This window comes from Algivirga pacifica (assembly GCF_039543525.1).
GTDB classification, from domain to species: Bacteria; Bacteroidota; Bacteroidia; order Cytophagales; family Flammeovirgaceae; genus Algivirga; species Algivirga pacifica.
Genome location: NZ_BAABJX010000018.1, coordinates 50,194 through 74,755 on the forward strand (window position 1 = coordinate 50,194; position 24,562 = coordinate 74,755).

Genomic DNA, 24,562 nt, shown 5'->3' on the forward strand with positions numbered 1-24,562 from the left:
AAAACAACTAAACACTATGAACGAGCGAAGCTCAATTAAACATTATGAACATTTTTTATAGGTGTTTCTCAGGAGTTGGGTTTTGCTTGGTAATCAATTTTTTCACCATCGCATTTTGAATATCCTGAAGATTCCCCGTAGGAATAGATTCAATCAATTTTTGTGTGTAAGGGTGTTGAGGAGCCGTGTAGATGTCTTGGGCAAACCCCTGTTCTACAATTTCACCATCTTTCATGATCAGCATACGGTCTGCCATAAACTTGACAACGGAGAGATCATGGGAGATAAAGATATAGGTGAGTTTGTATTCTTCTTTCAGCTCATTTAATAGATTGAGTACAGTAGCCTGTACTGATACATCCAGTGCTGACACAGATTCATCACAAATGATAAACTTAGGTTTAACGGCAAGGGTACGGGCAATACAGATTCTTTGGCGCTGTCCTCCAGAAAATTCATGAGGGTAACGATTGAAGTGTGCAGCATTTAAGTTAACCCTTTCCAGTAATTGTATTGCTTCTTTTTTTCTTTCGTACTCCGAAGAGTAGATCCCATGTACTTTCATAGGTTCCATAATGGCTTCCCCTACCGTCATACGAGGGTTTAAGGAGGCATAAGGATTCTGAAAGATAATCTGTATATCTTTTCGAAGTTGTATTAACTCTTTGGAAGAAAGGCTAGAAATATCCCTTCCCTTAAACATGATTTGTCCTGCAATGGGTTTGACAAGTTGTAAAATAGTACGTCCCAATGTTGTCTTACCACACCCTGATTCTCCTACCAAACCTAATGTTTCTCCAGGGTATACCTCAAAAGAAACGTCTTCTACGGCCTTCATCCACTCCAATGGTTTGCCTAGCCAATTGGTTTTGGTAGGATAGTACGTGCTAAGGTTATGTACTGATAAAATAGGCGTTTGCTGGGTAATACTATGGTTTCTTCTTTGGATTTCCTGGTCGGTTTTTTTATTCCACATAATCGCTTCCTTTACGGATGAGTATCGGCCTTTACCACCAATACTTCTACCAGAAAAAGTAGTGACAAAGTCTGAAACTACAGGTAAACGCTTGAAGGAAGTGTCTAATCGTGGACGGCAGGCCAATAACCCTTTAGTGTAAGGATGTTTAGGATTTTCAAATACCTCCCATACACTACCATATTCTACAACCTTTCCCTTGAACATTACGGCTATTTTGTCAGCAACCTCTGCAATCACTGACAAATCATGGGAGATAAAGAAAGTAGCCATGGAGGAGTGATTCAGTTCTTGTATTAATTCAAGAATACTTTTTTGTACGGTAACATCTAGTGCGGTGGTAGGTTCATCGGCAATAAGAAGTTGTGGCGTACAAGCAATCGCCATGGCAATCATAACCCTTTGTTTTTGCCCACCAGACAGCTCGTGAGGATAGGATAAGAAAATTTTCTTGGAATCGTGTAGTTGTACCTTCTGGAATAATGCTAATACCTTTCTTCTTGCTTGTGTCTTAGTATAATTTCCTTTGGTCATTACAGCTTCCATCACTTGGTCGCCACAAGTCAATACTGGGTTAAGGGAACTTAGAGGCTCCTGAAAAATCATACCGATTTCTTTTCCTCGGATTTCCCTGATTTGCTGTGCTGATAGTGATAATAGGTTGACCTTCCCCAAAGTATTACTATTAAACAGGATTTCTCCTTCTGTAATTTTTAAAGCAGCAGATTCTATCAGCTGTAAGATAGAAAGTGCAGTGACTGATTTGCCGGAACCGGACTCTCCTACAATTCCTAATGTTTCCCCTTCATTGATGGTAAGCGTCAGGTTATCAATGACAGGGAATCCTTCCCGACTCGCATGTTCTACCGTCAGGTTTTTAATATACAGGAGAGGTTTTCTATGGTCTTCTTTACGGAGTTCTTTCAGCATGGCAAAAGGTTGTTCACTTAAAAATTACAGAAAGGTATGTCCAAATATACACAGGAGAAATTTTCCTTTTATACTCCTAACGCAAATAAATGCCCTGCCAACATAATGGTGAGGAATATCCTCTATAAAAAGTTGATGAAGATCACTAATTAGAATGATGAGGATCAACTAGGAAGCTTATCGACTCATTTACCTTTGTTTAAGCTTCGTAATTAACACATATATACGTATGGAAATAATCGTGCTTTTGATCGGAATTAGTTTAATGGTGGGCCTAGGGTTCCTCTTTGCTTTTATCTGGTCGGTAAAAAACAATCAATACGAAGACACTTATACTCCAAGTATCAGAATACTTTTTGAAGACAATGGTATCACACAGTCAAGGAAAAGGAGCGAATAGTGCGCAGATAGAGCACTTCTCCTACAACAACGTACTCGTAAGAAATTTTGCGATTGCCACCACCTTCTGGGGTGTGGCAGGGATGCTGGTGGGGCTTTTGATAGCCACCCAGATGTTTTGGCCTGAGGCAAACTTTGAAACGTCATGGCTTACCTTTGGTAGGTTGAGACCGCTTCATACCAATGCCGTTATTTTCGCGTTTGTCGGAAACGGTATGTTTGCCGGGATTTACTATGCAGTTCCTCGTTTGGTAAAAGCCCGTATGTTTAGTGACTTGCTCGGCAAGATTCACTTCTGGGGATGGCAAGCAATTATTTTGTCTGCCTTAATTACTTTGCCATTGGGGATTACCTCATCCAAAGAATACGCCGAGCTGGAATGGCCAATTGATATTGCCATTGCTTTGGTTTGGGTAGTATTCGGGATAAACATGATCATGACGTTGATCAAAAGAAGAGAGCGCCACTTATATGTAGCAATCTGGTTCTTCCTGGCAACGTTTGTAACGGTAGCTGTACTACATATCGTTAATAACCTGGAGTTACCAATCTCCTTGACAAAATCTTATCCTTTGTTTGCAGGGGTACAGGATGCATTGGTACAGTGGTGGTATGGACATAACGCTGTAGCGTTCTTCCTAACAACACCTTATCTGGGATTGATGTATTACTTTGTACCTAAAGCGTCAAACAGACCAATCTACTCGTATAGATTGTCAATCATTCACTTCTGGTCACTGATCTTTATCTATATCTGGGCAGGACCTCACCACCTATTGTATACATCTCTTCCTGACTGGGCGCAGTCCTTGGGAACAGTGTTCTCGGTAATGCTTATTGCACCATCATGGGGTGGTATGCTGAATGGTTTGCTAACTCTTAGAGGAGCTTGGGATAAGGTAAGAACAGACCCTGTTTTGAAATTCTTCGTAGTAGCATTGACCGCTTACGGTATGGCTACTTTGGAAGGACCGCTATTATCGTTTAAGAATATCAACGCACATACCCACTACACAGACTGGACAATTGCACACGTACACGTAGGAGGCTTGGGCTGGAATGGCTTGTTTACTTTCGCCATGCTATACTGGTTGGTTCCTAAGATTTATAACACGAAGCTGCACTCGATTAAGTTAGCGAATGCACACTTCTGGATCGCCACACTAGGTATTTTGTTCTATGCTATTCCATTGTATTGGGCAGGTTTCACACAGGCATTGATGTGGAAAGATTTTAATGAAGCAGGAATGCTTACGTATATGAACTTCCTGGATACAGTAGTTCAATTGTTGCCAATGTACAAGTTGAGAGCCTTTGGAGGTCTACTGTATGTGGTTGGTGCTTTGATGATGGTTTATAACATCTGGAAAACAATTGCCGCTGGTAAATTGCAACCAGAAGAAGAAACAAGTGCTCCGGCATTGCCTAAGCAAGGTGAGAAAATTCAGAGATGGCATGAATGGATTGAGCGTAGACCGATCCAAATGACCATTCTTTCTACAGTCCTTATTGCAATTGGTGGTTTAGTGGAGTTCTTACCTACTTACTTTGTAGAATCGAATGTTCCTAAGATTGCGGCAGTACAACCGTATACGCCACTAGAGCTACAAGGACGTGATATTTACCTAAGAGAAGGCTGTTATGTATGTCACTCTCAAATGATCAGACCATTCCGTTTCGAGACAGAGCGTTATGGAGAGTATTCTAAATCTGGAGAGTTTATCTACGATAGACCATTCCAGTGGGGATCGAAGCGTACTGGTCCGGACTTGCATCGTCTAGGAGGGAAGTATGGAGATTCGTGGCACTTCAACCACATGTTGGATCCACAGTCGATTTCTCCAGGGTCAGTAATGCCTCCATACCCTTGGTTGATCGAGAATGATTTGGATAAGTCCAATACTGCAGCCAAGATTGAAGCGATGCAAACACTAGGTGTTCCTTATCCGGAAGGCTATGCTGATCAGGCATTAGCAGACTTGGATGCACAGGCTCAAAAGATTGCAGAGGGCTTGAACAAGGAAAATATTCCTGTAGATAAGGATAAGGAAATCATTGCTCTGATTGCTTACCTACAGCGTCTGGGAACGGATATCAAAAACGCAGAGACCGTACCTGATAAGTAATAAAATCACCTTTCCTCCCAGTGTATAGCACATTGGGAGGGAGGTAAGTATACTAAGACGATAGGATTATGTATAAAGACGTTTTAAGATCAATTGATGGTATTGAGATTTTCCCGGTAATCGGAATAGCGATCTTCTTCCTCTTTTTTGTGGCTTGGATCATTTATGTGACCACGATGAAAAAGCAGGATGTAGATACTTACTCAGCCATACCATTGGATTTGGATCTTGATGATAAAATTAAAGCAAACGATGAAAGCAACATATAAATTAATCTCATCCTCTCTAATGATGATGCTTATGTTGTTGGTGCAAAACCCAATTTTTGCGCAAGCAACAGAAGAGGTAGAAGGATCCTTTTTTAGTGGCATCACGGCTGACCTTTGGGTCTTGATTCTATTAGGAGCAACGATTTTCGTGTTCCTGTTGATATTTGTCATGTTGGCCCTTATCCTCTATACATTTTTGCTGACCTCAAAAAGGAAAGCACAGGAAGCATCGATCATTGCCTAAATCTGATTTAACTATGAAGAATCTATTCAAACACATAAAGACGGCAGGAGTGGGGATGCTTCTGTTGTGGAGTAATCAGGCAATGGCAGCGGCAGGAGATGAGCAGCTTATCAAGGGGTTTGATAACTACGATGTTCTGTTGGTGTTATTGTTATTGACACTGGGAGTATTGTTTGTAGCCATTATGGGCTTGGCATTTGCCATTTACTATATGGTGAAGCTACAGATGCCAAAAGCAGAAGTAGTAGAAGCAGAAACTGCTGAGGATAGCTGGTGGAGCTGGTTCTACAATAAATTTAATGCAGCCAAGCCAATCGCTCAGGAAGGAGATATCTTGATGGACCATGAGTATGATGGTATCCGAGAGTTGGACAACGATTTGCCACCTTGGTGGAAAGGACTGTTTTACGCTTCGATTGCATTGTCAGTAGTATACTTAGGCGTTTATCACGTATGGGATGGTGACAATGATGCCGTTTCTGTGAGAGAATACAAGATGGCCATGGTGAAAGCGGAAGCACAGAAGAAAGCTTACCTGGAAAAAATGGCTAGCTTGATTGATGAGAGTAACGTAGAAGTAGCGACAGAAGCTGCAGCATTGGAAGAGGGTAAGAAAATCTTTGATAGCAACTGTAAGTCTTGTCACGGAGCAGAGCTACAAGGAGGTATCGGACCAAATCTTACCGATGAATATTGGTTACATGGAGGAGATGTACAGGCCGTATTTAAGACCATCAAATACGGGGTTCCTCAAAATGGTATGTTGGCTTGGGAGTCCAAGTTAACCCCAATGCAAATCAAGAATGTATCGAGTTACATCTTGAGCTTGCAAGGCTCTAACCCTCCTAATCCAAAAGCTCCTCAAGGAGAAAAATGGGTAGCTGAGGAGGATGCAGCAGATACAGAAGCAACAACCCAGCAGTAATCTTAGTCATATACATACCACCACCTGGCACCTACGTCAGGTGGTGTATGTTTTATAACTGAAAGTATACCACAGCCATAGTAGTAAACAAACTGTCCAAATAGGATATACATCATGAGCACAAAGCAATCTCAACAACCAGAATCGTTTAGGGATTCTATCTCCACCGTAGATGCTAAAGGGGATCGAGTATGGCTTTATCCCAAGAAGCCTAGCGGAAGATATTACAATGCCAGAAAATGGCTTGCTTATGTCTTGATCGGATTATTTTTTGCCGGACCATTCTTGAAGATTGGAGGACAACCCTTGCTGATGTTTAACCTTTTTGACCGCAAATTTGTCCTTTTCGGTTACCTCTTTGTTCCTCAGGATTTCCATATTTTTGTCTTACTGATGATTTTAATGATCGTCTTCATTGTCCTCTTTACGGTGGTGTATGGCAGGGTATGGTGTGGATGGGCTTGTCCTCAGACCGTATTTATGGAAATGGTATTTCGCCGTATTGAATATTGGATTGAGGGAGATGCCAGCAAGAAAAAGAAGTTGGACAAGATGCCTTGGAACAGGGAGAAAATCTTGAAAAAAGGGTTCAAGCATACACTATTTGTTTTGTTTTCTTTGGCTATAGCCAATATGGTATTGGGGTATATCTTTGGCGGTGAGCAATTAATGCAGATGGTAGCATCTTCCCCTCTGGAAAACTGGGATATCTTTGTGGCACATGTTGCTTTTGCTGGGGTATTCTATGCTGTATTTGCACGCTTCAGAGAGCAAGTATGTATTGCAGTTTGTCCGTATGGTCGTCTGCAAGGAGTATTCTTGGACAAGGACTCTGTGGTGATTTCTTATGATCATATCAGAGGGGAGCCAAGAGGAAAATTGAAGAAAGGTAATAAGAAGAAAGAGGAAGCCGAAAGAAAGTTACAACTGGAGGATGTAAAGCCTCAGGGTGATTGTATTGACTGTAGCCTATGTGTACAGGTTTGTCCTACAGGGATCGATATTCGTAACGGCACACAGCTGGAGTGTATTAACTGTACGGCTTGTATTGATGCTTGTGACGAAGTGATGGATAAGATCGAAAAGCCAAGAGGATTGATTCGCTTTGCTTCTGCCAATGATATCGAAGAAAAGAAACCGTTTAAATGGACCATCAGAATGTTGGCTTATACGGGTGTACTTTGCTTGTTGTTGGGGGCCGTAGGGTTCTTATTGGGAGGAAGAAGTAAAGTAGAAACGACGGTATTGAGAGCGCCGGGTATGACCTATCAGGTGGCTGATAATGGAGATATTCGAAATCTTTATACGATACAATTAGTGAATAAAACCCATGAGGAAATCCCGATCTCGGTGAAGCTGATAGAACCTGCAGGGCAATTGACCGTAGCTGGAGGAGATATGGTAATCGAGAAAGAAGGAATTTATAAAGGAGCATTTTTTATAGAAATAGATCCATCATTATTAGACGGAGCCAGAAACACGATCACGTTGGAGATTTATTCTGGAGAAGAATTGTTAGAGACGATAGACAGTAGGTTCTTGGGGCCTATTAAGTAGTAACAAATAGCCAATAATATAATAGCACAGGGTATCGCCCAAATAGTACAGGGCACCACCCTGTATAAAATATGTAAACAGAACAACTATGAAACTAAACTGGGGAACAGGAATTGTAATCGCATTTATCGCTTTTGCATCTTTTATCGGATATATGGTAGTACAATTTTTTCAGGGGCCTGTAAATATGGTGTCCAAGAATTACTATCAGGAGGAAGCAGCCTATTTAGAGAACAAGGCCAAGACTTCCAATCTATCAAAATTAGATAAACTACCGGAGCTAAGAATAGATACTGAACAGAAAGCGGTCGTTTTTGAACTACCGGTAACGGCAAAGGTCAAAGAAGGAATAATTAAGTTTTACAGACCCTCTGATCAGGATATGGACTTCCAATCTTCTTTGCAACCCAATGCGAACGGACAACAACTTTTTCCAGTGAATGAGATAGCTTCCGGAAGATGGGTGGTAAAGGTAGAGTGGAAGGATGAACAATACCCTTATTACTTTGAGCAGTCGATTGTGATACCCTAAGTAATGATTTGTTTATCGGTTATAGCTTATCGTCTATGGTTAAAATAATTTTCTTAACCGATAACCGATTATGGTTTAAATACAAAAGAGATGATCTGGACAGCATTATTGTTAGGCGCAGTAGGTAGTCTACATTGTGTAGGGATGTGTGGCCCTCTTGCTTTGGCTATGCAAGGAAAGACAACGTCTTGGGGGCAGGTAGTAATGGAGCGTCTGGCCTATAACATGGGACGAACATTGACTTATATGGTGTTGGGAGCATTGGCAGGGTTTCTGGGACATGGGTTGGTATGGGTGGTTGGATATCAAGTCTATATTACGGCTGTACTAGGTATAATGCTATTATTGATTGGCGTATTTTCTGTAAACCCAGAACGATATGTATTGAAAATACCTTACTTGGGAAGCTTTTTTCAATCGTTAAGGAAATCGATGGGGAAGTTTCTCCGTAAAACAGGAATACATAATTATTTCACGACAGGAATCCTTAATGGCTTTTTACCTTGTGGCTTGGTTTATATGGCAATGTTCAATGCGGTAGCTTTAGGGAATAGCTGGGAAGGAGCGATGTATATGTTGATGTTTGGTTTAGGAACCACACCACTAATGTTGGTAGTAACCATTGCTGGGCATAGCCTAAAAAGTAAAGTAGCCCCCATATTGAGAAAACTCTATCCTGCAGTATTTATTATCATGGGGAGTATGTTGGTTTGGAGAGCATATAATATTGGTACTGCCGAAACAATCGCTAACCCTATAGAAGCGAATGAGTCAGGGGTACAATGTCACTAGTGGATTGATTACTAAGTAAACTTATAACTGAGTGCTACTTTCAAACAGTTTAAGGATTAAGGAAGAAGGATTATTATCCAGAAACTCCTATACCTTTATCCTTTATCCATTTGGAAGTAGTCCTTTTATTTCTATCAGAAAACTTAGTGTTTAGATCACTAGTATGGATGTCTAGTAAAATAACTTACCAATCACTAACCACTAATCACGTATTAAATAATCACAGCACTAGAGAGAACAGAATACAATAGCTTTTTTCATTGAACTTGTTTATATTATTAAATAACCAGTATGAACAAAAACAATGACAAAACATGAAATGAAGACTTGTGTTCGGTGCCAGAAGGAGTTCGAATGCAAAGTAGGCTCCGTGACAGAGTGCCAATGTTATGCAGTGTCACTGACCAACGAAGAAAGGCAGTATATTTATGAGCATTTTGAAGATTGCTTGTGTGCCGATTGTATGTTGGAACTCAAAGCAGAGTTTATAGCAGCCCAAAAGGAAAAATCAAACGAAGAATGGTCTCATTAAGTGAGACCTTTTTTATTGCATTGTCAATGCTTTAATAATATTTAAACCCATGCAGGATATAGTACCTCATACCTTTTTCTTGGAAGCATTATTGAAAAAAATGGAAAACCATAGAGATGAGCAACAAGCTTCTAAGATGAAGACTTATATGAAAAATCATTTTGAGTTCTATGGTATACAACAACCTCTCCGCAAACAAGTCTTAAAGGACATCATGAGGCAGTATGAGTTACCAAAAGGAGAAGAGTTTTATCAATTACTTCAGGCTTTGTGGATGTGTGAGGAGAGAGAGTGTCAATATTTGGCCTTAGACTTAATGGATAAGAGAAAGCAGGATTTTACGGCAGTACAAATACCTTTACTAGAGTATATGGTTCAAGAAAAATCATGGTGGGATACCGTGGACTTATTGGCCTCGAGACAAATGGGGAAGATACTTTTAGAGCATCGGGAATTGATGGAGTCAAAAGTTGAGGAGTGGTTGTCTTCCGGGAACCTATGGCTACAGCGTACAGCCTTACTTTTTCAGTTAAAGTACAAAGAGCAAACAGACTGGAATCTATTATTTGCTTGTATTGAGTCTTTAAAAGAGTCAAAAGAGTTTTTTATCCAAAAAGCCATAGGATGGACTTTAAGGGAGTATGGAAAAACAGCTCCTCAAAGAGTCATGTTGTTTGTGGAAGATACTCCTTTAGCCCCTTTAAGTAAACGGGAAGCCTTAAAGCATTTGAAATAGCTTTTACCTCGAACTACCTATAGTCTTAATTTACCAAGTAAATAGGTAACCGGTTAAAAACATAATGCCCTTGATTTAGGTTATGGAAGAGTAAATTAACTACAAGATAAGTTACTCATGAACTACGAAAATATTCCACAGGACCAACTGTTGAAAATAAAGACGCTAGGTGCATTAAAAGGGGTAAATTATAAACCCAAGACTATTAAGGAAGAGCTTAGAAGTAATTTGATACAATCCCTTCAGAAAGGAACTAATGTTTTTGAAGGAGTATACGGATACGAGGAAACGGTAATTCCAGAACTACAAAGGGCTATATTATCTGGGCATGATATTAATATGCTAGGACTTAGGGGACAAGCTAAGACAAGATTGGCCCGATTGATGATTCGTTTGCTGGATGAGTATATCCCTGTGATTAAAGGTTCTGAATTGAATGACGATCCCTTGAGTCCCTTATCCAGGTATGGTAAAACCTTAATCGAAGAACATGGTGATGATACACCCATTGAATGGTTACATAGAGATCTTCGATATACGGAGAAACTGGCTACACCTGATGTGTCAGTAGCTGATTTGGTGGGGGATGTCGATCCTATTAAGGCAGCCAATATGAAACTATCTTATGCTGATGAGAGAGTGATTCATTTTGGGTTGATACCTCGTTCCAATAGATGTTTATTTGTGATTAATGAGTTACCTGACTTACAAGCAAGGATACAGGTAGCTTTATTTAATATTCTGGAAGAGGGAGATATTCAAATCAGAGGATTTAAATTGAGAATCCCTTTGGATATACAGTTTGTATTTACAGCTAATCCAGAAGACTATACGAATAGGGGTAGCATTGTAACCCCTCTGAAAGACCGTATTTCCAGTCAGATCATTACGCATTACCCTAAGAGTATAGAAATAGGCAAGCGTATTACACAGCAAGAAGCAGCTATTAAACCAGAGCAGCATGAACGAGTACAAGTGAGTGAGATAGCCAAAGACTTGATTGAGCAAATAGCCTTTGAAGCCAGAGAGAGTGAATACGTGGACGAAAAGAGTGGTGTTTCTGCAAGATTAACGATTGCTGCTTATGAGAATTTAGTGAGCACAGCAGAAAGAAGAGCATTGTTGAATGGAGAGCAAACCACTTATATCAGGTTATCTGATTTTGTGGGGGTAGTTCCGGCAGTCACTGGTAAGGTAGAGTTGGTTTATGAAGGAGAGCAAGAAGGGGCAGGGATTGTAGCCAAAAACTTAATAGCGAAAGCAATTCGATCGACATTTCTGAAGTACTTCCCTGATCCGGAAAAAGAAAAGAAAGGCCAGAAAAACACTTATAAACCATTATTAGGATGGTTTGAAGAAGGTGGGCAACTAGATATACTGACCGATTTGCCGACTGAAAAGTATCAACAACTATTGAGAGAAGCCAAAGGATTACCAGGCATTGTTTCCCAAAAATATGGTGAGCTACCAGAAGAAGAGCAATTATTCTTGATGGAGTTTGTGTTGCATGGATTGGCTGAGTATTCTATGCTTAGCAAACACGAACTAGTAGCTGGAGTACAGTTTAAGGATTTGTTCAGTAGTATGTTTACCATGCCGGGAGAGGATTCTTTTGAAGATGGAGAAGCTTAAGAATAAAATCATTGAACGATTGAGGGAAGTCTTGGAGAACCAAGGCTTCTTTTTTTTACCTTTATAAGAAAGAATTAGAAATTGTTGTATTTCATAATCAAATTAAGCTATGGGAGTTTTTGTACGAATAAATCCAGATAACCCACAAGAAAGACTATTGGAGGAAGCGGTACAGGTATTGAAAAGTGGAGGGTTAGTTATTTACCCAACAGATACGGTATATGGTATTGGATGTGATCTTTACAATCAACAAGCCGTAAAGAAGCTATGCCAATGGAAAGGAATAAATCCTAAAAAGATGAACCTTTCTTTTATTTGTTATGACCTCTCTGATATTACAAATTATGTCAGACAATTAGATACACCAACCTTTAGGGTATTGAAAAAAGCGTTACCAGGCCCTTTTACGTTCATTATGAATGCTAGTAGTAACGTTCCTAAAATGGTAGGGGAAAAGAAGAAACAAGTAGGTATTCGTGTCCCGGATAATAACATTCCTAGAGAAATTGTACGATTATTAGGGAATCCTATCATTACGACATCCCTTAAGCAGGATGATGATTTACAGGAATATCCGACAGATGCCGAGTTAATTTATGAAGAATATGGCAATCAGGTGGATATGGTGATTGATGGTGGCGCTGGAAATACAGAAGCATCTACGGTAGTAGATTGTACGGAGGGTATTTTCAATATAACAAGACAAGGACTGGGAGATCTTTCTTCGTATATTTAGGACTTTTTAGAGAAACGGTCTATTATTTGTCTTTATTGGTAAATATATTACGCCGTTTTCAAATATAGGTGAGTGTTCGTAAATTTAGTACCGTAACCTTTATCAAAAGGGAATAAACTTACCATTCTAATTTTATCATAAGATTAGGTATTTTACCGACTATTATACCACAAACATAGCTTAATATGAATATCGCTGTTGTAGGAACAGGGTACGTTGGTCTCGTATCCGGAACATGCTTTGCCGAAACAGGTAACCATGTCATTTGTGTTGATAACAATGAAAGCAAAGTAGAGTCTTTGCAAAATGGCCAGTTAACCATTTATGAACCCGGATTGGAACTATTATTTGGTAGAAATACCAAGGAAGGTCGTTTGACATTTACGACAGACCTAGAATATGCTATCAAAAAGTCTGAGATTATTTTCTTGGCTTTACCAACACCTCCAGGGGAGGATGGTTCTGCAGATTTGTCTTATGTATTGGGCGTAGCAGAGCAGCTGGGAGAAATGATGGATGATTACAAGGTCATTGTTGACAAGAGTACCGTACCAGTAGGCACAGCAGAGAAAGTAACCGCAGCGATTGCTAAGAAAGCGAAGGTAGACTTTGATGTGGTTTCTAACCCTGAATTCTTGAGAGAAGGTGTTGCTGTAGATGATTTCTTGAAACCAGATCGTGTGGTAATCGGAACGTCTTCAGAAAGAGCGCAAAAAGTAATGCATAGACTGTATGAGCCTTTTGTACGTCAAGGAAACCCTATTTACTTTATGGATGAGCGTTCTGCAGAAATGACAAAGTATGCAGCAAACTCTTATCTGGCAACAAGAATTACGTTCATGAATGAGATTGCAAACCTATGTGAGATCGTAGGGGCAAACGTTGATATGGTACGTATCGGTATGGGTAGTGATAGCCGTATCGGAAAGCGTTTCTTATTCCCTGGTGTAGGATATGGTGGATCTTGTTTCCCTAAGGATGTTCAGGCTTTGGCTAAAACGGCAAAGGATAATGATTACGACTTCAATATCCTGAACTCCGTAATGAACGTCAACAACAGACAAAAGCACGTACTTTCAGAAAAAATCATCAAGCACTTTGGTGGTGACTTGACAGGTAGAACAATCGCTCTTTGGGGATTGGCATTTAAGCCGAATACGGATGATATCAGAGAAGCGCCGGCTATCTATATTATTGAGGATCTATTGGCAGCAGGGGCAACAGTTACGGCTTATGATCCTGAGGCAATGGAGAACATGAGAGCATTGTTTGGAGACAAAGTAAACTTTGTAGAGCATCGTTATGATGCACTGAAGGATGCTTCTTGTCTAGCAATTGTGACAGAATGGAGTATCTTCCGTACACCGGACTTTAGCTATATCGCAGAGTTGATGAAGGAAAAAGTGATCTTTGATGGTCGTAACCTTTACTCTTTGGAAGATATGGAGGAAATCGGCTTCTATTATAATAGTATCGGTCGTAATTCCATTGATAAAAAAAAGTCTAAATCAAAGACTTTAAGCTAAAATAGATCTATGAAAAGAGTTTTAATCACGGGAGCTGCAGGTTTCTTAGGCTCCCATTTATGCGATAGATTTTTGAAGGAGGGTTTCCATGTAATAGGCATGGATAACTTTCTGACAGGAAGTGTCGAGAATATAGAGCACCTGTTTCCTTTGGAGCATTTTGAGTTTTATAACCATGATGTAACCAAGTTTGTGCATGTTCCAGGAGAACTGGACTATATTCTTCACTTTGCTTCTCCTGCAAGCCCGATTGATTATTTGCAGATGCCCATTCAAACCTTGAAGGTAGGTTCTTTGGCACCGTATAATTTATTGGGTCTGGCAAGAGTAAAAAATGCACGCTTCATGATTGCTTCTACTTCTGAAGTATATGGAGATCCGAACGTACATCCACAGCCAGAAACTTATTGGGGACATGTGAATCCAATTGGACCTAGAGGAGTGTATGATGAGGCAAAACGTTTCCAGGAAGCCATTACCATGGCGTATCATACGTATCATGGTGTAAATACAGGAATCGTACGTATTTTTAATACCTATGGCCCTCGTATGCGTTTGGATGATGGCAGGGCTTTACCGGCATTTATGAGTCAAGCACTAAGGGGAGAGGATATCACGGTATTTGGTGATGGAAGCCAAACGAGATCTTTCTGTTATGTTGATGACTTAGTAGACGGAATTTTCCGTTTGACGATGAGTGATTATCATGAGCCAGTGAATATCGGAAACCCTGCAGAGATTACTATCAAGGAGTTTGCAGAGGAAATAGTCGAGCTGACAGGGTCTAATAGCACAATCTCTTATAGAGACTTGCCTAAAGATGATCCTAAGCAACGTAGACCGGATATTACTAGAGCAAAAGAAGTCTTGAATTGGGAACCTAAAGTATCTCGTTCAGAAGGATTGAAAGTAACTTTAGATTACTTTAAGAATAAGGTAGAAGTCGGAGTTGGTTCATAAAGCTAATTCCTTATAAAATCACGGATTATCTAAAAATGAGTCATCCCATATTAATATTTAAGGGGTGACTCATGTTTTTTGTTTAAAAAGTACCTTTACATATCTAAAAATGGCCTTGAAGAATTGCCGTTAAAATTTTTAATCGTAAAAGCGTTAAGAAAATTCCATTGTTTGAGCGTAGCGAGTTGAATACGCCATGTAATGGTTTTAGCTTTTGCGATTAGAAATTAGGCAAATTCTTCAAAGCCTTGATTTTTTTGCTTCGTTTTTTCATCAAGGAAAAAATGAAGAGGCTCATAAAGGACTTGTGAGATAGCTGTAAAGTGATGAATTCTCAGAAAACTAAGCCATTTGTTAATATGAGATGATTCATGTTTGTATCTTTGGGAAGTTTTGAAAATGAAATATTGGGTAGGGGCATATGAATAAGGAAGTAATATTTAAGGATCTGGGAAATATTAGGTATAAAGAGGCTTGGGATTATCAAACAGAAATTTTTGATGGCATTGTGCAGGAGAAAATGGAGAATCGTAAGCGGGAAAAAAATGGGGAAGCAACACTACCCACAAAAAATTACCTGTTGTTCTGTGAGCACCCTCATGTCTATACATTAGGGAAGAGTGGCAAACCCGAGCACTTACTTTTGTCCGACGAACAGTTACAAGGAGAAGAAATTGATTTCTTTAAAATAAATCGTGGGGGTGATATCACTTATCATGGTCCTGGACAGATCGTGGGCTATCCTATTTTTGATTTGGATAACTTTTTTACCGATATCCATAAATACTTACGTTATCTAGAAGAGGCAATCATTTTGACATTGGCCGATTATGATATTTCAGCGGGGAGAATAGATGGATTAACAGGGGTCTGGATTGACTTTGAGGAAGGAAAGCAAAATCCGAGAAAGATTTGTGCTATGGGTGTTAAAGCTAGTAGATGGGTGACTATGCATGGGTTTGCCTTCAATGTTAATGCAGATCTCAATTACTTTAATAATATTGTACCTTGTGGAATTTCTGATAAGGCGGTGACTTCTATGGCGCAGGAGCTTGGAAGGGAGGTGCCGATTCATGAGGTTGAAGAAAAACTGAAGGGACATCTTCAGCATCTTTTTGAAATTACCTGGAGTGTTTAGTACTTCAGACAATTGACTTTAATAAGCTATACCCTGTCTTGCGTACAGGCTACAACAACTTTCTAATATGCAAAAAATCAAAATCTCACACCCTACGGCCCAGTTAGCGGCTACTATTCCATTGACTTCTTCCAAGAGTGAAAGCAATCGAGCATTAATTATTCAAGCCCTGGAGGGTGGTAATATCACGTTACATAATCTTGCTGCCGCAAGGGATACACAAACGATGATTCGTCTGTTGAAATCGGAAGATAAAACATTAGATGTACTGGATGCGGGAACAACTATGCGTTTTTTAACTGCCTGGAGTGCAGTAACAAATAGATCATCTATCTTGACTGGCACAGAACGAATGCAACAACGTCCTATTCGTATATTGGTAGATGCCCTGAAGAGTATAGGTGCAGATATCCAATATTTAAAGGAAGAAGGATTTCCTCCAATGGAAATCAAAGGGATGAAGCAGGTAACAGAGGAGGTGAGTGTACAAGGGGATGTCAGTAGCCAGTATATTTCAGCCCTATTAATGATTGCTCCAGTGCTTCCTAAAGGACTAAAGATTCACCTGTTGGGGGAAGTAGCCTCTCGTCCGTATATCGAGATGACGTTGCAACTAATGCAAAACTTTGGAATATCTTACCAGTGGGAAGGACAAACTATTACGGTACCCGCACAGCAATATCAAGCAGCTGATTATACTGTGGAGTCTGATTGGTCAGGTGCTAGTTATTGGTATAGTATTGTTGCTTTGGCAAAAGAAGCAGAAATAAAGTTACTAAATCTGAAAAAGAATTCTTTACAAGGAGATAGTGCTTTGGTGGAATTTATGCCACATCTAGGAGTAGAGTCTCACTTTGATGAAGAAGGGGTGACGTTAAAGAAGGGAAAGTGTGTTGATTACTTTGAGTACGATTTCACACACTGTCCAGACTTGGCACAGACCATTGTTGTAATTTGTGCAGCTTTAGGAGTTGAAGCAAAAATTAAAGGACTAAAAAGTCTTAGAATTAAGGAGACTGATAGAATTCAAGCATTGTACAACGAACTGAAAAAGTTTGGAGTAACTTTGACAATTATTGGTGATGATGAGATCCATGTACCTAAGGCCGATATTCAGCTGACAGAGCAAGTGTTGATCGATACCTATGATGACCACCGCATGGCAATGGCATTTGCTCCTTTAGGGCTATTACATCAGGTAGCTATTGATGAGCCATCAGTAGTGGAAAAGTCTTATCCTGCTTATTGGGAGCACTTGAAGAGTGTAGGGTTCGAGATCAAGTAATGAAACTTAAAGCTGTCGCATGATGTAGCTTTACCGCTTATTGGCTATCGCTTATTGTTTCATAAGCGATAGCCAATAAGTTATTATATGGTGTCTCTAAATGGTATATGATTTCGTAGATAGCGACAGGGTTGACCTGAAATCATAGTTATTAGATTGAATAATTATCCTACGAGAGGTAAAAAGTAATAGATAAAAGATAAAAAGGGATTTAATTTTCTCCTTTCTCAATCTTTAAAGTCATAACGATTCAGTTGCTTTCCAAAACAGCTATATAGACTGAAAATACGATGATTACTATCAAAGGATAACTGTATATTACTACTACTATTAATAGGACTATTCAATACTTTATCCCCATTGATATAGAAGAGGTGTGTTTTTTGAGATTCAGGTAGATTAATGGCAATGATCTCCGCATCTACTCCAAAGTGGAAATATTGCAAGTTATAGTTATCACTATCAAGAGATTTACTGAAAAGGACATTTCCTTCTTCGTTGATTAGAGTGACTTTTTGACCATCTTTTTTTACGACGATCCATAGTTCTCCTTGCACGTCATCACGTATGATTTTATACTCTGCTTTGGTATGTGGCCCTCCCAAAATAATACGATTGGTAACATTACCCTGTAAATTAACCTCTGCCAAAGAACCATCCTTACTGATCAACGCGATTTTACTATTAGCTTCTGAGAATTTTTTGATAAGAGAGCTGCTTTTCTCTTCCACCTCAAAGCGAAATTGCATCGGGAATCCATTAATAGGATTGCCTATCCAGTCATAAGCGCCAACTTGTCCATTCTTTGATACAGTGACGATATATTCCTGACCATTAATAGCCGTATAAAAGGCCGGAGATACTAAAGGAGATAAGAACCGTTTAGGGCTCCAATCACCTATAACTTCTCCTTTTAGGTTAAACAAGAAAGCATTTCCATGATAGTCAGTAGTGATCAAATGTGGAGCTTTGTACGCCGTATTGATCATTCCGAGCTGCTTCAACTCGTATTTCTCAGGAAATTCAAGAGGGAAGTCTGGAAGAAGATTGCCTTTAGGGGTTAAGACAAAGACCTTATAGTCATTGGCAAAGGCAATGTATTTCTGCCCTTTTTGAGCATCAAATAGTAAATGAATACCATCGATAATAAAGGTATTAAGTGGGTACTGCCATAATAACTCACCATCTTTTGAAAAGCAACGAAGCGTTCGGTTATAGTCTTGTATAAGGAGATATTCTTGTCCGATAAGCCAAGGGCCCTGTGCAAAGTGATGAGGGGATTTGTAGGAGAATTTCTTTTGAAGACCTATAGTGTTATTCGTTTGATTGGCATTATACTTATGTAAGGACAGGTAGAGTTGTTCAGTATCCTGTTGAAGTGATATAAAATTAATGGCTAAAAACTTCCGCTTTTCTTTTTCCATTAGGGTAGCCCACTCTGTATGTATTCCTTGTAAGAGTGAACTCCAGAAATACTTGCCCTGTAATACGAAAGAAAAACGATTCCCTTCGGCATGCTTTTCTATAATTTCTCGACAATGATCTTTTTTACCCCAGATTTCTCCAAAAGCCAATGAGCGTATCCAATGTTTTATAGTTTCCATTGATTCACCCATAATAAGGTAGTTATTATAAAAGGTATAAAACATCATCTGTTCGTATCCTTGATAAGGTTTTCCTAAAAGAGCTTCTGGTAGCTCAGCCATGCGAATCCCTTTTATGCTAAAACGTCGATAATGTTGTTCTTCATTTCTCGCAGTTTCTAAGTGTAGTTCTTGTAATGATTTGGAAAGGCTTTCCTTATTTTTAAGTTGGCAAAATGTAAGATGATGGAAGGGTGCATCAGGGCCTCGATAAATGGCTGCTTTTCCAACCTCGTGGGTCAAGATTTCATAAAAATCATCAAGATCGAATCCTAGAGCTTTCATTTTCTCTCTACTGACTCTGGCCTGTGGAGAGAGAGTTTTGACTTGATCTTCTACGGCTTCTTGAAAGGCATTATTATCCGTGATACTGAATCTAAAGTAGTAGGCCGTCTTTTCCGGAAGCCATTGCTGAAATATTTCTTTTTTTGGTGCTTGTGAGAGTTGAAGGCGATGAATGAGAGGGTTATCAGGTGATAACTGAGGATTTCCTTGTAGGGTAATACCAGTATCATCATTACGCTGAATACCTAGTGATAAAGGTTCCCCAAGTCCTTTTAACCATGCAAGGGCAGAAGGAGTGGCAGTTTTGTCTAGTTTGTAAAATAGTTGATCGAGTTGCTGAGTATTAAGGTGAATAGCGTAATGTTCTTTACTGATCGTTTTGAGTGAGTGTACTTTAGGGTATAATATTTTTGTTTGCCGAATCGCCGCTTCTATCATTACGCCATCCCAACTGCCAATAAGATAGTTTCTGATCTGACATAGGTAGAAAGTTTTTTCCCGAATAGGAGCTTCCCAAATTGTAGTCCCTTTATAGGTTCTCTGCTTTGTAGGTTTTTCCAGAAAAGGAGTTAATTGTTGCAGTGCATTAGGTAAAGAAGTATCATCTAAAATCTGTAGGGGAAGGATAACAGAAAGTGAATAAGGTTTTACTCCCTCCGTGCTAAGAGAGATTAAGCCTTTGCCGTACTGTGTTTGGTGAGGGAGTAGTTGTCTAAGTAATTTAAATTCTTCTATAAAATCATTGAGAAGCACTATACTATTGAGATCTTTCCATATACTTCCTTTTTCGAGCTCTTGATAAAAGGTATCTAGGTGTTCTGCTTCAATAACAACAACAGTACTTTCAGGAATCAAGGCCCAAGGGTTTATACGTTGATGTTTATTAAACCAATTAAAAGCTAGTTCGATAGTAATATACAATGCCAAAATAATGACCGTGCTACTTCCTAGAAGCAGTGTATTGGAATGTTTTTTTAGCCTCATAGTTTAAAAGGTGCAGTAGTAATTGGTGGTAATGCCAGTATTCTCTATAAATATGGGAAAATACTGGCATATGGAGTAAGGTTACAATGAAAACGTTAATCCATTCTGTATAGAGTAGTTGGTTTTATCAATAGGAATATCAGGAGCGGCATCATACCAATAAGTAGCTTTTGTCGTGAAGGCAAGGTGTTTACTAATACCAATATTTAAATTGAACTCTCCGCTTATCCTTGGTAAATGAAATGAATCAAATTTCGCTTGATAATAGGTGATAAAGTTTAGAAAGCTTTTGCTGCTAATATCATATTTTAAGGAAATATAAGAGGTGCTTTTTAGACGTTCAGGAGAAGGAGAAAGGATATCTCCTTTTTGCCACCCTTCTGCTTCATTGTCTTCCTCTATTGTCCAATACCAATTTTCAGCTTCATACATTGCTCCAGTACCTATCGCAATTTGGTAGGTATCTTTTTCTCGCATAGTATAACGAAGGCCTGCTCCTGTTAGCCAACGATTTTTCATACCTCTGATATCATCATATTGTATTTGAGAGAATAACTCGTAAGAGAGCTTATTTTTACGCATCAGGTTAGTTCTGAAGTGACCAAATCCATGACTAAGGATAAACTCACCATCACCTCTTAAGGATTCGATCTCCCCAACCAATATATAGGCATGTTTCTCACTGAAATAAGCAGCATTAGATGCTAGATTAAATTCCATGGCCTCGACTTGTTGTTTTTTAAGGGAAAAGGCAGCGGTTACATTTCCTACCCATTGGGTAGAATCTTCGCCATTACTTCTCTCCTTTTCTACGTTGAGAATTTGAGCGTGTAGTCCAAAAGGAAGTATAATTAGGAATAAAGTGATTAGTTTGTTTAGCATAGCTTTTTTTAAACTTTAAAAAAGTGGTTTAAATAATATTCTATGTTCTATTAAGTAAAAAGAAGTTACTCCATAAATCGACTATAAAGGAATAATCATTAAAGATAGGCCTTTATAGTGTTGAAGGAGAAACATGAGTTACCCCATATTAACATTTAAGGGGTGACTCATATTTTTTTCTTTAAAAAGTGCCTTTATATATCTAAAAATGGCCTTGAAGAATTGCCGTTAAAATTTTTAATCGTAAAAGCGTTAAGAAAATTCCATTGTTTGAGCGTAGCGAGTTTGGAATTTTTAGCTTTTGCGATTAGAAATTAGGCAAATTCTTCAAAGCCTTGATTTTTTTGCTTCGTTTTTTCATCAAGGAAAAAATGAAGAAGCTCATAAAGAGCTTGTAAGATAACTGTAAAGCGACTAATTCTCAGGAAGTTAAGCCGTTTGTTAATATGGGATGATTCATGTTTCCTTTATTCATCCGAAAAATGATGCCACTCATCAATAGTGATGGTAGTCTTTTTTTATATTCTTTGCTTGAAAAGCTTTATTTTTTCAAGTTCATCTGTGATAATAGTTCTTCTAAGATGCGGTTATAGATTACATCAGAATCACATTTTTTGGAAACGGTTTTACTCGCATGTACTACCGTACTATGGTCTCTTCCTCCAAAGTAATCACCAATATTCTTTAAAGGTTCTTTAGTATACTCCTTAGAGAAGTACATGGCAATTTGTCTGGCATTGGCAATATCCTTCTTTCGGGTTTTGGACTTTAATTCCTCTACAGAGATCTTAAAGTAATCTGCGACAACCTGCTGTATAAATTCTACCGTAATTTCTTTCTCCGTATTTCGGACAATATTCAATAGGGCACTTTTAGCCATCTCTAAGTCGATTTTTCGACTCATGAGGGAAGCATTAGCGACTAATGAAACCAAAACTCCTTCTAGTTCTCTGATATTCGAATCAATATTGTAAGCTAAGTACTCTATAACCTCTTCAGGAACATTCATCCCTTCAGAAGCAAGTTTTTGCTGTACAATGGCAATCCTTGTTTCAAAGTCAGGCTTCTGTATATCTGCAGTCAACCCCCATTTAAATCGTGATAGTAAACGGTCTGTAAGACCTTCCAGTACACGAGGTGGGCGGTCTGAAGTCATGATAATTTGACGCCCACTTTGGTGTAGCCTATTAAAAATATGGAAGAAGGTTTCCTGTGTCTTTTCCTTGCGGGCAAGGAACTGTATGTCATCAACAATTAGTGTATCGACTTTCAAGTAATACTCTGTAAACTGATTGACACGGTTGTTTTTCAATGCTTCAATAAACTGAGTAGTGAATTGCTCAGAAGAAACATAGAGTACGAATCTATCGGGAACCATCTGTTTGATAGCATTTCCTATAGCTTGAGCCAAATGCGTTTTACCCAAACCCACACCTCCATAAACCACCAAAGGGTTAAAAGAGGTAATTCCAGGTTTTTTAGCAATTGCTATACCTGCCGAGCGAGCTAAACGATTGCAATCCCCCTCAATATACGTATTGAACGTATAATTTGGATTCAGGTTAGATTCCTGATAGCTAGGATCATTCACATTTGGAATATCATAGGAATTGATCGTACGATATGGATTTCCTGTGGCCGCTGGGGGTTCAATAGGAGTTTCCTCTTTTTTGGGAGGTACTGATGATTCAGGCTCATTGGAGGAATAAGGAAACAGGGTACCTTGCTTAGGAGTTGTTTCCTGTGGTGTTTCTTTTGTAGGGTTATTAGGAGTAGGAGGTGTAAATAGGTGTCCTTGTACAGGAGGTACCTGATATTGAGTTCCAGCTCCACCTTCTTTTGCTGGGGAAGAAGTTGATTGATCCGTTTTATTTTGCGTAAAAGGAGGATTCTTAGGCTTGGTTTTCATCACAATAGAATACTCCAGCTTGCCCGATGGTCCTAGCACAGCATCGATTGCCTTCTTTAGCAAATGGACATAGTATTCCTCTAGCCACTCATAGAAGAATGGACTTGGAATAGCAATAGTAAGCACATTGTTTTCAAGCTTGGCAGCTTTAATCGGCTTAAACCAAGTATGAAAGCTTTGTGGAGAAATCTCGTTACGAATGATTGCCAAACACTCTTGCCAAACCGTATGACAGTCTTTAGTCATCTACCTTATATATTTTACAGTCAATCAATTCATCAATTACAACTCACTAACACATATCAGGGGAGTGATTGTTTTTGGAAACAGTGTTTATAACTGTCTTCCTTTGGTCTCGATTACATTTACAGATAATCGGTATCTCAATCTCTTGAACAATATGAGATTTGAGTGCACTGTTCGCCTCTTTTTGAAAGATTTATTAGTTTTTATATAACCAATAGTTTTGAGAGTGCAAAAAATGTATGCAAAATTCCTAAAAAATTACTGAAAATGAAAACATTAATAGTTATCATCCTTGAATAGAATGGAGAAATAGGAGATTATACCATACATAATGAATGCGATAGCAAAGAGCAAAAAAAAACTCAAACCGTTGGGTTTGAGTTTTTGTTGGAATCAACGAAGGTATTATTCAGCAGATTCTACAGAAACAAATGATCTTTGCTTCAAACCTTTTTTGAATACCACTTTACCATCTGTAAGTGCGTAAAGTGTGTGGTCTTTACCCATTCCTACGTTTTTTCCTGGGTGGTGAGTTGTACCTCTTTGTCTAACGATGATGTTACCAGCCGTGATAGACTGACCGCCAAAGATTTTCACACCCAAACGTTTACTTTCCGATTCTCTTCCGTTTCGAGAACTACCAGCTCCTTTTTTGTGTGCCATTTTATTTCAAATGTTTTAAGAGTTCTTATTTAGAAATTCCTTCGATCAAAACTTTAGTGAAGTGTTGTCTATGACCGTTCTTCACTTTGTAACCTTTTCTTCTTTTCTTCTTGAAAACGATTACTTTTTCGCCTCTTACGTGACCTAGGATTTTCCCAGTAACCTTAGCACCTTCTACTTTTGGTGCTCCTACTTCTACAGTTGAATCATTATCTACAAGCAGAACATTATCAAATTCAACAGCGTCTCCTTCGTTTGCTTCTAGCCTGTGTGTATAGATATATTTATTTTCTTCAACTTTGAATTGTTGCCCAGCTATTTCTACAATTGCGTACATTTTCTCTTCGAGTTAAAATTTCCACGAAATGGCTGCAAATTTAAGGCTAATATCATATAAACACAACATTATCATAGAAATAATTATACTTATTTATTCAAAAGTGTGTTTCTGTAAGATAGAAAGCTTAAATTAAGTAGCGCATTTTAACGCAAACCAATGGTTCTTAGTCTGCAAGATGCAAATATAGTGGATTGGTAAAAATTTGCCAAGAAATAATGTTGAGTAACAGCTATATTCTTTAAAATTCACTTTCTTTAATCAAGATAACCCGCAAATAGCCTGTTTTTATGGGCGTAACTGATAACCCTATTGACT

The 24,562-nt window shown here is 38.9% G+C and carries 22 protein-coding genes; 16 read left to right on the forward strand and 6 right to left on the reverse strand.

Annotated elements, in window-relative coordinates; translation table 11 throughout:
- Positions 1-55: 55 nt before the first annotated feature.
- Positions 56-1,906 carry an ABC transporter ATP-binding protein gene (locus ABD985_RS05180; RefSeq protein WP_345369777.1) on the reverse strand — a complete coding sequence of 617 codons (1,851 nt, stop codon included), beginning with the start codon at positions 1,904-1,906 and terminating at the stop codon, positions 56-58.
- 229 nt (positions 1,907-2,135) lie between these two features.
- Between ABD985_RS05180 and ccoS the strand changes: the two genes are divergently transcribed.
- The 16 genes from ccoS to aroA all read left to right on the forward strand — a co-directional run bounded on the left by ccoS (position 2,136) and on the right by aroA (position 17,295).
- Positions 2,136-2,306 carry a cbb3-type cytochrome oxidase assembly protein CcoS gene (gene ccoS, locus ABD985_RS05185; protein WP_425550435.1) on the forward strand — a complete coding sequence of 57 codons (171 nt, stop codon included), beginning with the start codon at positions 2,136-2,138 and terminating at the stop codon, positions 2,304-2,306.
- The gene (gene ccoN, locus ABD985_RS05190; protein ID WP_345369779.1) at positions 2,272-4,431 is read left to right on the forward strand and encodes a cytochrome-c oxidase, cbb3-type subunit I; all 2,160 of its coding nucleotides are present in this window, start codon (positions 2,272-2,274) and stop codon (positions 4,429-4,431) included. Before ccoS ends, ccoN begins: the two co-directional genes overlap by 35 nt.
- 68 nt (positions 4,432-4,499) lie before the next feature.
- Entirely contained in the window at positions 4,500-4,700 is a 201-nt protein-coding gene (locus tag ABD985_RS05195) for a hypothetical protein (RefSeq protein WP_345369780.1), read from the forward strand.
- The gene (locus tag ABD985_RS05200) at positions 4,684-4,944 is read left to right on the forward strand and encodes a hypothetical protein (RefSeq protein ID WP_345369781.1); all 261 of its coding nucleotides are present in this window, start codon (positions 4,684-4,686) and stop codon (positions 4,942-4,944) included. Before ABD985_RS05195 ends, ABD985_RS05200 begins: the two co-directional genes overlap by 17 nt.
- Before the next feature lie 13 nt (positions 4,945-4,957).
- A complete protein-coding gene (locus ABD985_RS05205) occupies positions 4,958-5,869 on the forward strand; it encodes a cbb3-type cytochrome c oxidase N-terminal domain-containing protein (protein ID WP_345369782.1) in 912 nt (303 codons plus the stop codon).
- A gap of 114 nt (positions 5,870-5,983) precedes the next feature.
- A complete protein-coding gene (gene ccoG, locus ABD985_RS05210) occupies positions 5,984-7,426 on the forward strand; it encodes a cytochrome c oxidase accessory protein CcoG (RefSeq protein WP_345369783.1) in 1,443 nt (480 codons plus the stop codon).
- An 88-nt stretch (positions 7,427-7,514) separates the two neighbouring features.
- Complete coding sequence (locus ABD985_RS05215; protein ID WP_345369784.1) at positions 7,515-7,958, forward strand: FixH family protein; 444 nt, start codon at positions 7,515-7,517, stop codon at positions 7,956-7,958.
- 90 nt (positions 7,959-8,048) lie between these two features.
- Complete coding sequence (locus tag ABD985_RS05220) at positions 8,049-8,750, forward strand: sulfite exporter TauE/SafE family protein (RefSeq protein ID WP_345369786.1); 702 nt, start codon at positions 8,049-8,051, stop codon at positions 8,748-8,750.
- A 304-nt stretch (positions 8,751-9,054) separates the two neighbouring features.
- Complete coding sequence (locus ABD985_RS05225; protein ID WP_345369787.1) at positions 9,055-9,282, forward strand: cysteine-rich CWC family protein; 228 nt, start codon at positions 9,055-9,057, stop codon at positions 9,280-9,282.
- Between the two features lie 49 nt (positions 9,283-9,331).
- Positions 9,332-10,018, forward strand: a complete 687-nt coding sequence (locus ABD985_RS05230; protein WP_345369788.1) for a DNA alkylation repair protein — start codon at positions 9,332-9,334, stop codon at positions 10,016-10,018.
- 117 nt (positions 10,019-10,135) lie between these two features.
- Positions 10,136-11,650, forward strand: a complete 1,515-nt coding sequence (locus ABD985_RS05235) for a magnesium chelatase (protein WP_345369789.1) — start codon at positions 10,136-10,138, stop codon at positions 11,648-11,650.
- Between the two features lie 109 nt (positions 11,651-11,759).
- On the forward strand, positions 11,760-12,386 hold the full coding sequence (locus ABD985_RS05240) for an L-threonylcarbamoyladenylate synthase (RefSeq protein ID WP_345369790.1): 627 nt from the start codon (positions 11,760-11,762) through the stop codon (positions 12,384-12,386).
- Between the two features lie 185 nt (positions 12,387-12,571).
- Complete coding sequence (locus tag ABD985_RS05245; RefSeq protein WP_345369792.1) at positions 12,572-13,912, forward strand: UDP-glucose dehydrogenase family protein; 1,341 nt, start codon at positions 12,572-12,574, stop codon at positions 13,910-13,912.
- Between the two features lie 9 nt (positions 13,913-13,921).
- On the forward strand, positions 13,922-14,872 hold the full coding sequence (locus ABD985_RS05250) for a UDP-glucuronic acid decarboxylase family protein (protein ID WP_345369794.1): 951 nt from the start codon (positions 13,922-13,924) through the stop codon (positions 14,870-14,872).
- Positions 14,873-15,293: 421 nt separating this feature from the next.
- Positions 15,294-16,010 carry a lipoyl(octanoyl) transferase LipB gene (gene lipB, locus ABD985_RS05255; protein WP_345369796.1) on the forward strand — a complete coding sequence of 239 codons (717 nt, stop codon included), beginning with the start codon at positions 15,294-15,296 and terminating at the stop codon, positions 16,008-16,010.
- A gap of 67 nt (positions 16,011-16,077) precedes the next feature.
- Entirely contained in the window at positions 16,078-17,295 is a 1,218-nt protein-coding gene (gene aroA, locus ABD985_RS05260) for a 3-phosphoshikimate 1-carboxyvinyltransferase (RefSeq protein ID WP_345369799.1), read from the forward strand.
- Between the two features lie 227 nt (positions 17,296-17,522).
- On the opposite strand, the gene ABD985_RS05265 is transcribed toward aroA, so the two are convergent.
- From ABD985_RS05265 to rplU, 5 genes are all read right to left on the reverse strand, one after another.
- The gene (locus ABD985_RS05265) at positions 17,523-20,207 is read right to left on the reverse strand and encodes a hypothetical protein (protein ID WP_345369800.1); all 2,685 of its coding nucleotides are present in this window, start codon (positions 20,205-20,207) and stop codon (positions 17,523-17,525) included.
- A gap of 81 nt (positions 20,208-20,288) precedes the next feature.
- Complete coding sequence (locus tag ABD985_RS05270; RefSeq protein WP_345369802.1) at positions 20,289-21,089, reverse strand: DUF481 domain-containing protein; 801 nt, start codon at positions 21,087-21,089, stop codon at positions 20,289-20,291.
- Between the two features lie 541 nt (positions 21,090-21,630).
- Positions 21,631-23,244, reverse strand: a complete 1,614-nt coding sequence (gene dnaA, locus ABD985_RS05275) for a chromosomal replication initiator protein DnaA (protein WP_345369804.1) — start codon at positions 23,242-23,244, stop codon at positions 21,631-21,633.
- Between the two features lie 405 nt (positions 23,245-23,649).
- The gene (gene rpmA, locus ABD985_RS05280) at positions 23,650-23,907 is read right to left on the reverse strand and encodes a 50S ribosomal protein L27 (protein WP_345369806.1); all 258 of its coding nucleotides are present in this window, start codon (positions 23,905-23,907) and stop codon (positions 23,650-23,652) included.
- 25 nt (positions 23,908-23,932) lie between these two features.
- A complete protein-coding gene (gene rplU / locus ABD985_RS05285; protein WP_345369808.1) occupies positions 23,933-24,244 on the reverse strand; it encodes a 50S ribosomal protein L21 in 312 nt (103 codons plus the stop codon).
- Positions 24,245-24,562: the final 318 nt, after the last annotated feature.

Coding starts and splice junctions, on each gene's coding strand:
- ABD985_RS05180 (WP_345369777.1), bottom strand. CDS start 1,906: ATGCTGAAAGAACTCCGTAAAGAAGACCATAGAAAACCTCTCCTGTAT.
- ccoS (WP_425550435.1), top strand. CDS start 2,136: ATGGAAATAATCGTGCTTTTGATCGGAATTAGTTTAATGGTGGGCCTA.
- ccoN (WP_345369779.1), top strand. CDS start 2,272: ATGGTATCACACAGTCAAGGAAAAGGAGCGAATAGTGCGCAGATAGAG.
- ABD985_RS05195 (WP_345369780.1), top strand. CDS start 4,500: ATGTATAAAGACGTTTTAAGATCAATTGATGGTATTGAGATTTTCCCG.
- ABD985_RS05200 (WP_345369781.1), top strand. CDS start 4,684: ATGAAAGCAACATATAAATTAATCTCATCCTCTCTAATGATGATGCTT.
- ABD985_RS05205 (WP_345369782.1), top strand. CDS start 4,958: ATGAAGAATCTATTCAAACACATAAAGACGGCAGGAGTGGGGATGCTT.
- ccoG (WP_345369783.1), top strand. CDS start 5,984: ATGAGCACAAAGCAATCTCAACAACCAGAATCGTTTAGGGATTCTATC.
- ABD985_RS05215 (WP_345369784.1), top strand. CDS start 7,515: ATGAAACTAAACTGGGGAACAGGAATTGTAATCGCATTTATCGCTTTT.
- ABD985_RS05220 (WP_345369786.1), top strand. CDS start 8,049: ATGATCTGGACAGCATTATTGTTAGGCGCAGTAGGTAGTCTACATTGT.
- ABD985_RS05225 (WP_345369787.1), top strand. CDS start 9,055: ATGACAAAACATGAAATGAAGACTTGTGTTCGGTGCCAGAAGGAGTTC.
- ABD985_RS05230 (WP_345369788.1), top strand. CDS start 9,332: ATGCAGGATATAGTACCTCATACCTTTTTCTTGGAAGCATTATTGAAA.
- ABD985_RS05235 (WP_345369789.1), top strand. CDS start 10,136: ATGAACTACGAAAATATTCCACAGGACCAACTGTTGAAAATAAAGACG.
- ABD985_RS05240 (WP_345369790.1), top strand. CDS start 11,760: ATGGGAGTTTTTGTACGAATAAATCCAGATAACCCACAAGAAAGACTA.
- ABD985_RS05245 (WP_345369792.1), top strand. CDS start 12,572: ATGAATATCGCTGTTGTAGGAACAGGGTACGTTGGTCTCGTATCCGGA.
- ABD985_RS05250 (WP_345369794.1), top strand. CDS start 13,922: ATGAAAAGAGTTTTAATCACGGGAGCTGCAGGTTTCTTAGGCTCCCAT.
- lipB (WP_345369796.1), top strand. CDS start 15,294: ATGAATAAGGAAGTAATATTTAAGGATCTGGGAAATATTAGGTATAAA.
- aroA (WP_345369799.1), top strand. CDS start 16,078: ATGCAAAAAATCAAAATCTCACACCCTACGGCCCAGTTAGCGGCTACT.
- ABD985_RS05265 (WP_345369800.1), bottom strand. CDS start 20,207: ATGAGGCTAAAAAAACATTCCAATACACTGCTTCTAGGAAGTAGCACG.
- ABD985_RS05270 (WP_345369802.1), bottom strand. CDS start 21,089: ATGCTAAACAAACTAATCACTTTATTCCTAATTATACTTCCTTTTGGA.
- dnaA (WP_345369804.1), bottom strand. CDS start 23,244: ATGACTAAAGACTGTCATACGGTTTGGCAAGAGTGTTTGGCAATCATT.
- rpmA (WP_345369806.1), bottom strand. CDS start 23,907: ATGGCACACAAAAAAGGAGCTGGTAGTTCTCGAAACGGAAGAGAATCG.
- rplU (WP_345369808.1), bottom strand. CDS start 24,244: ATGTACGCAATTGTAGAAATAGCTGGGCAACAATTCAAAGTTGAAGAA.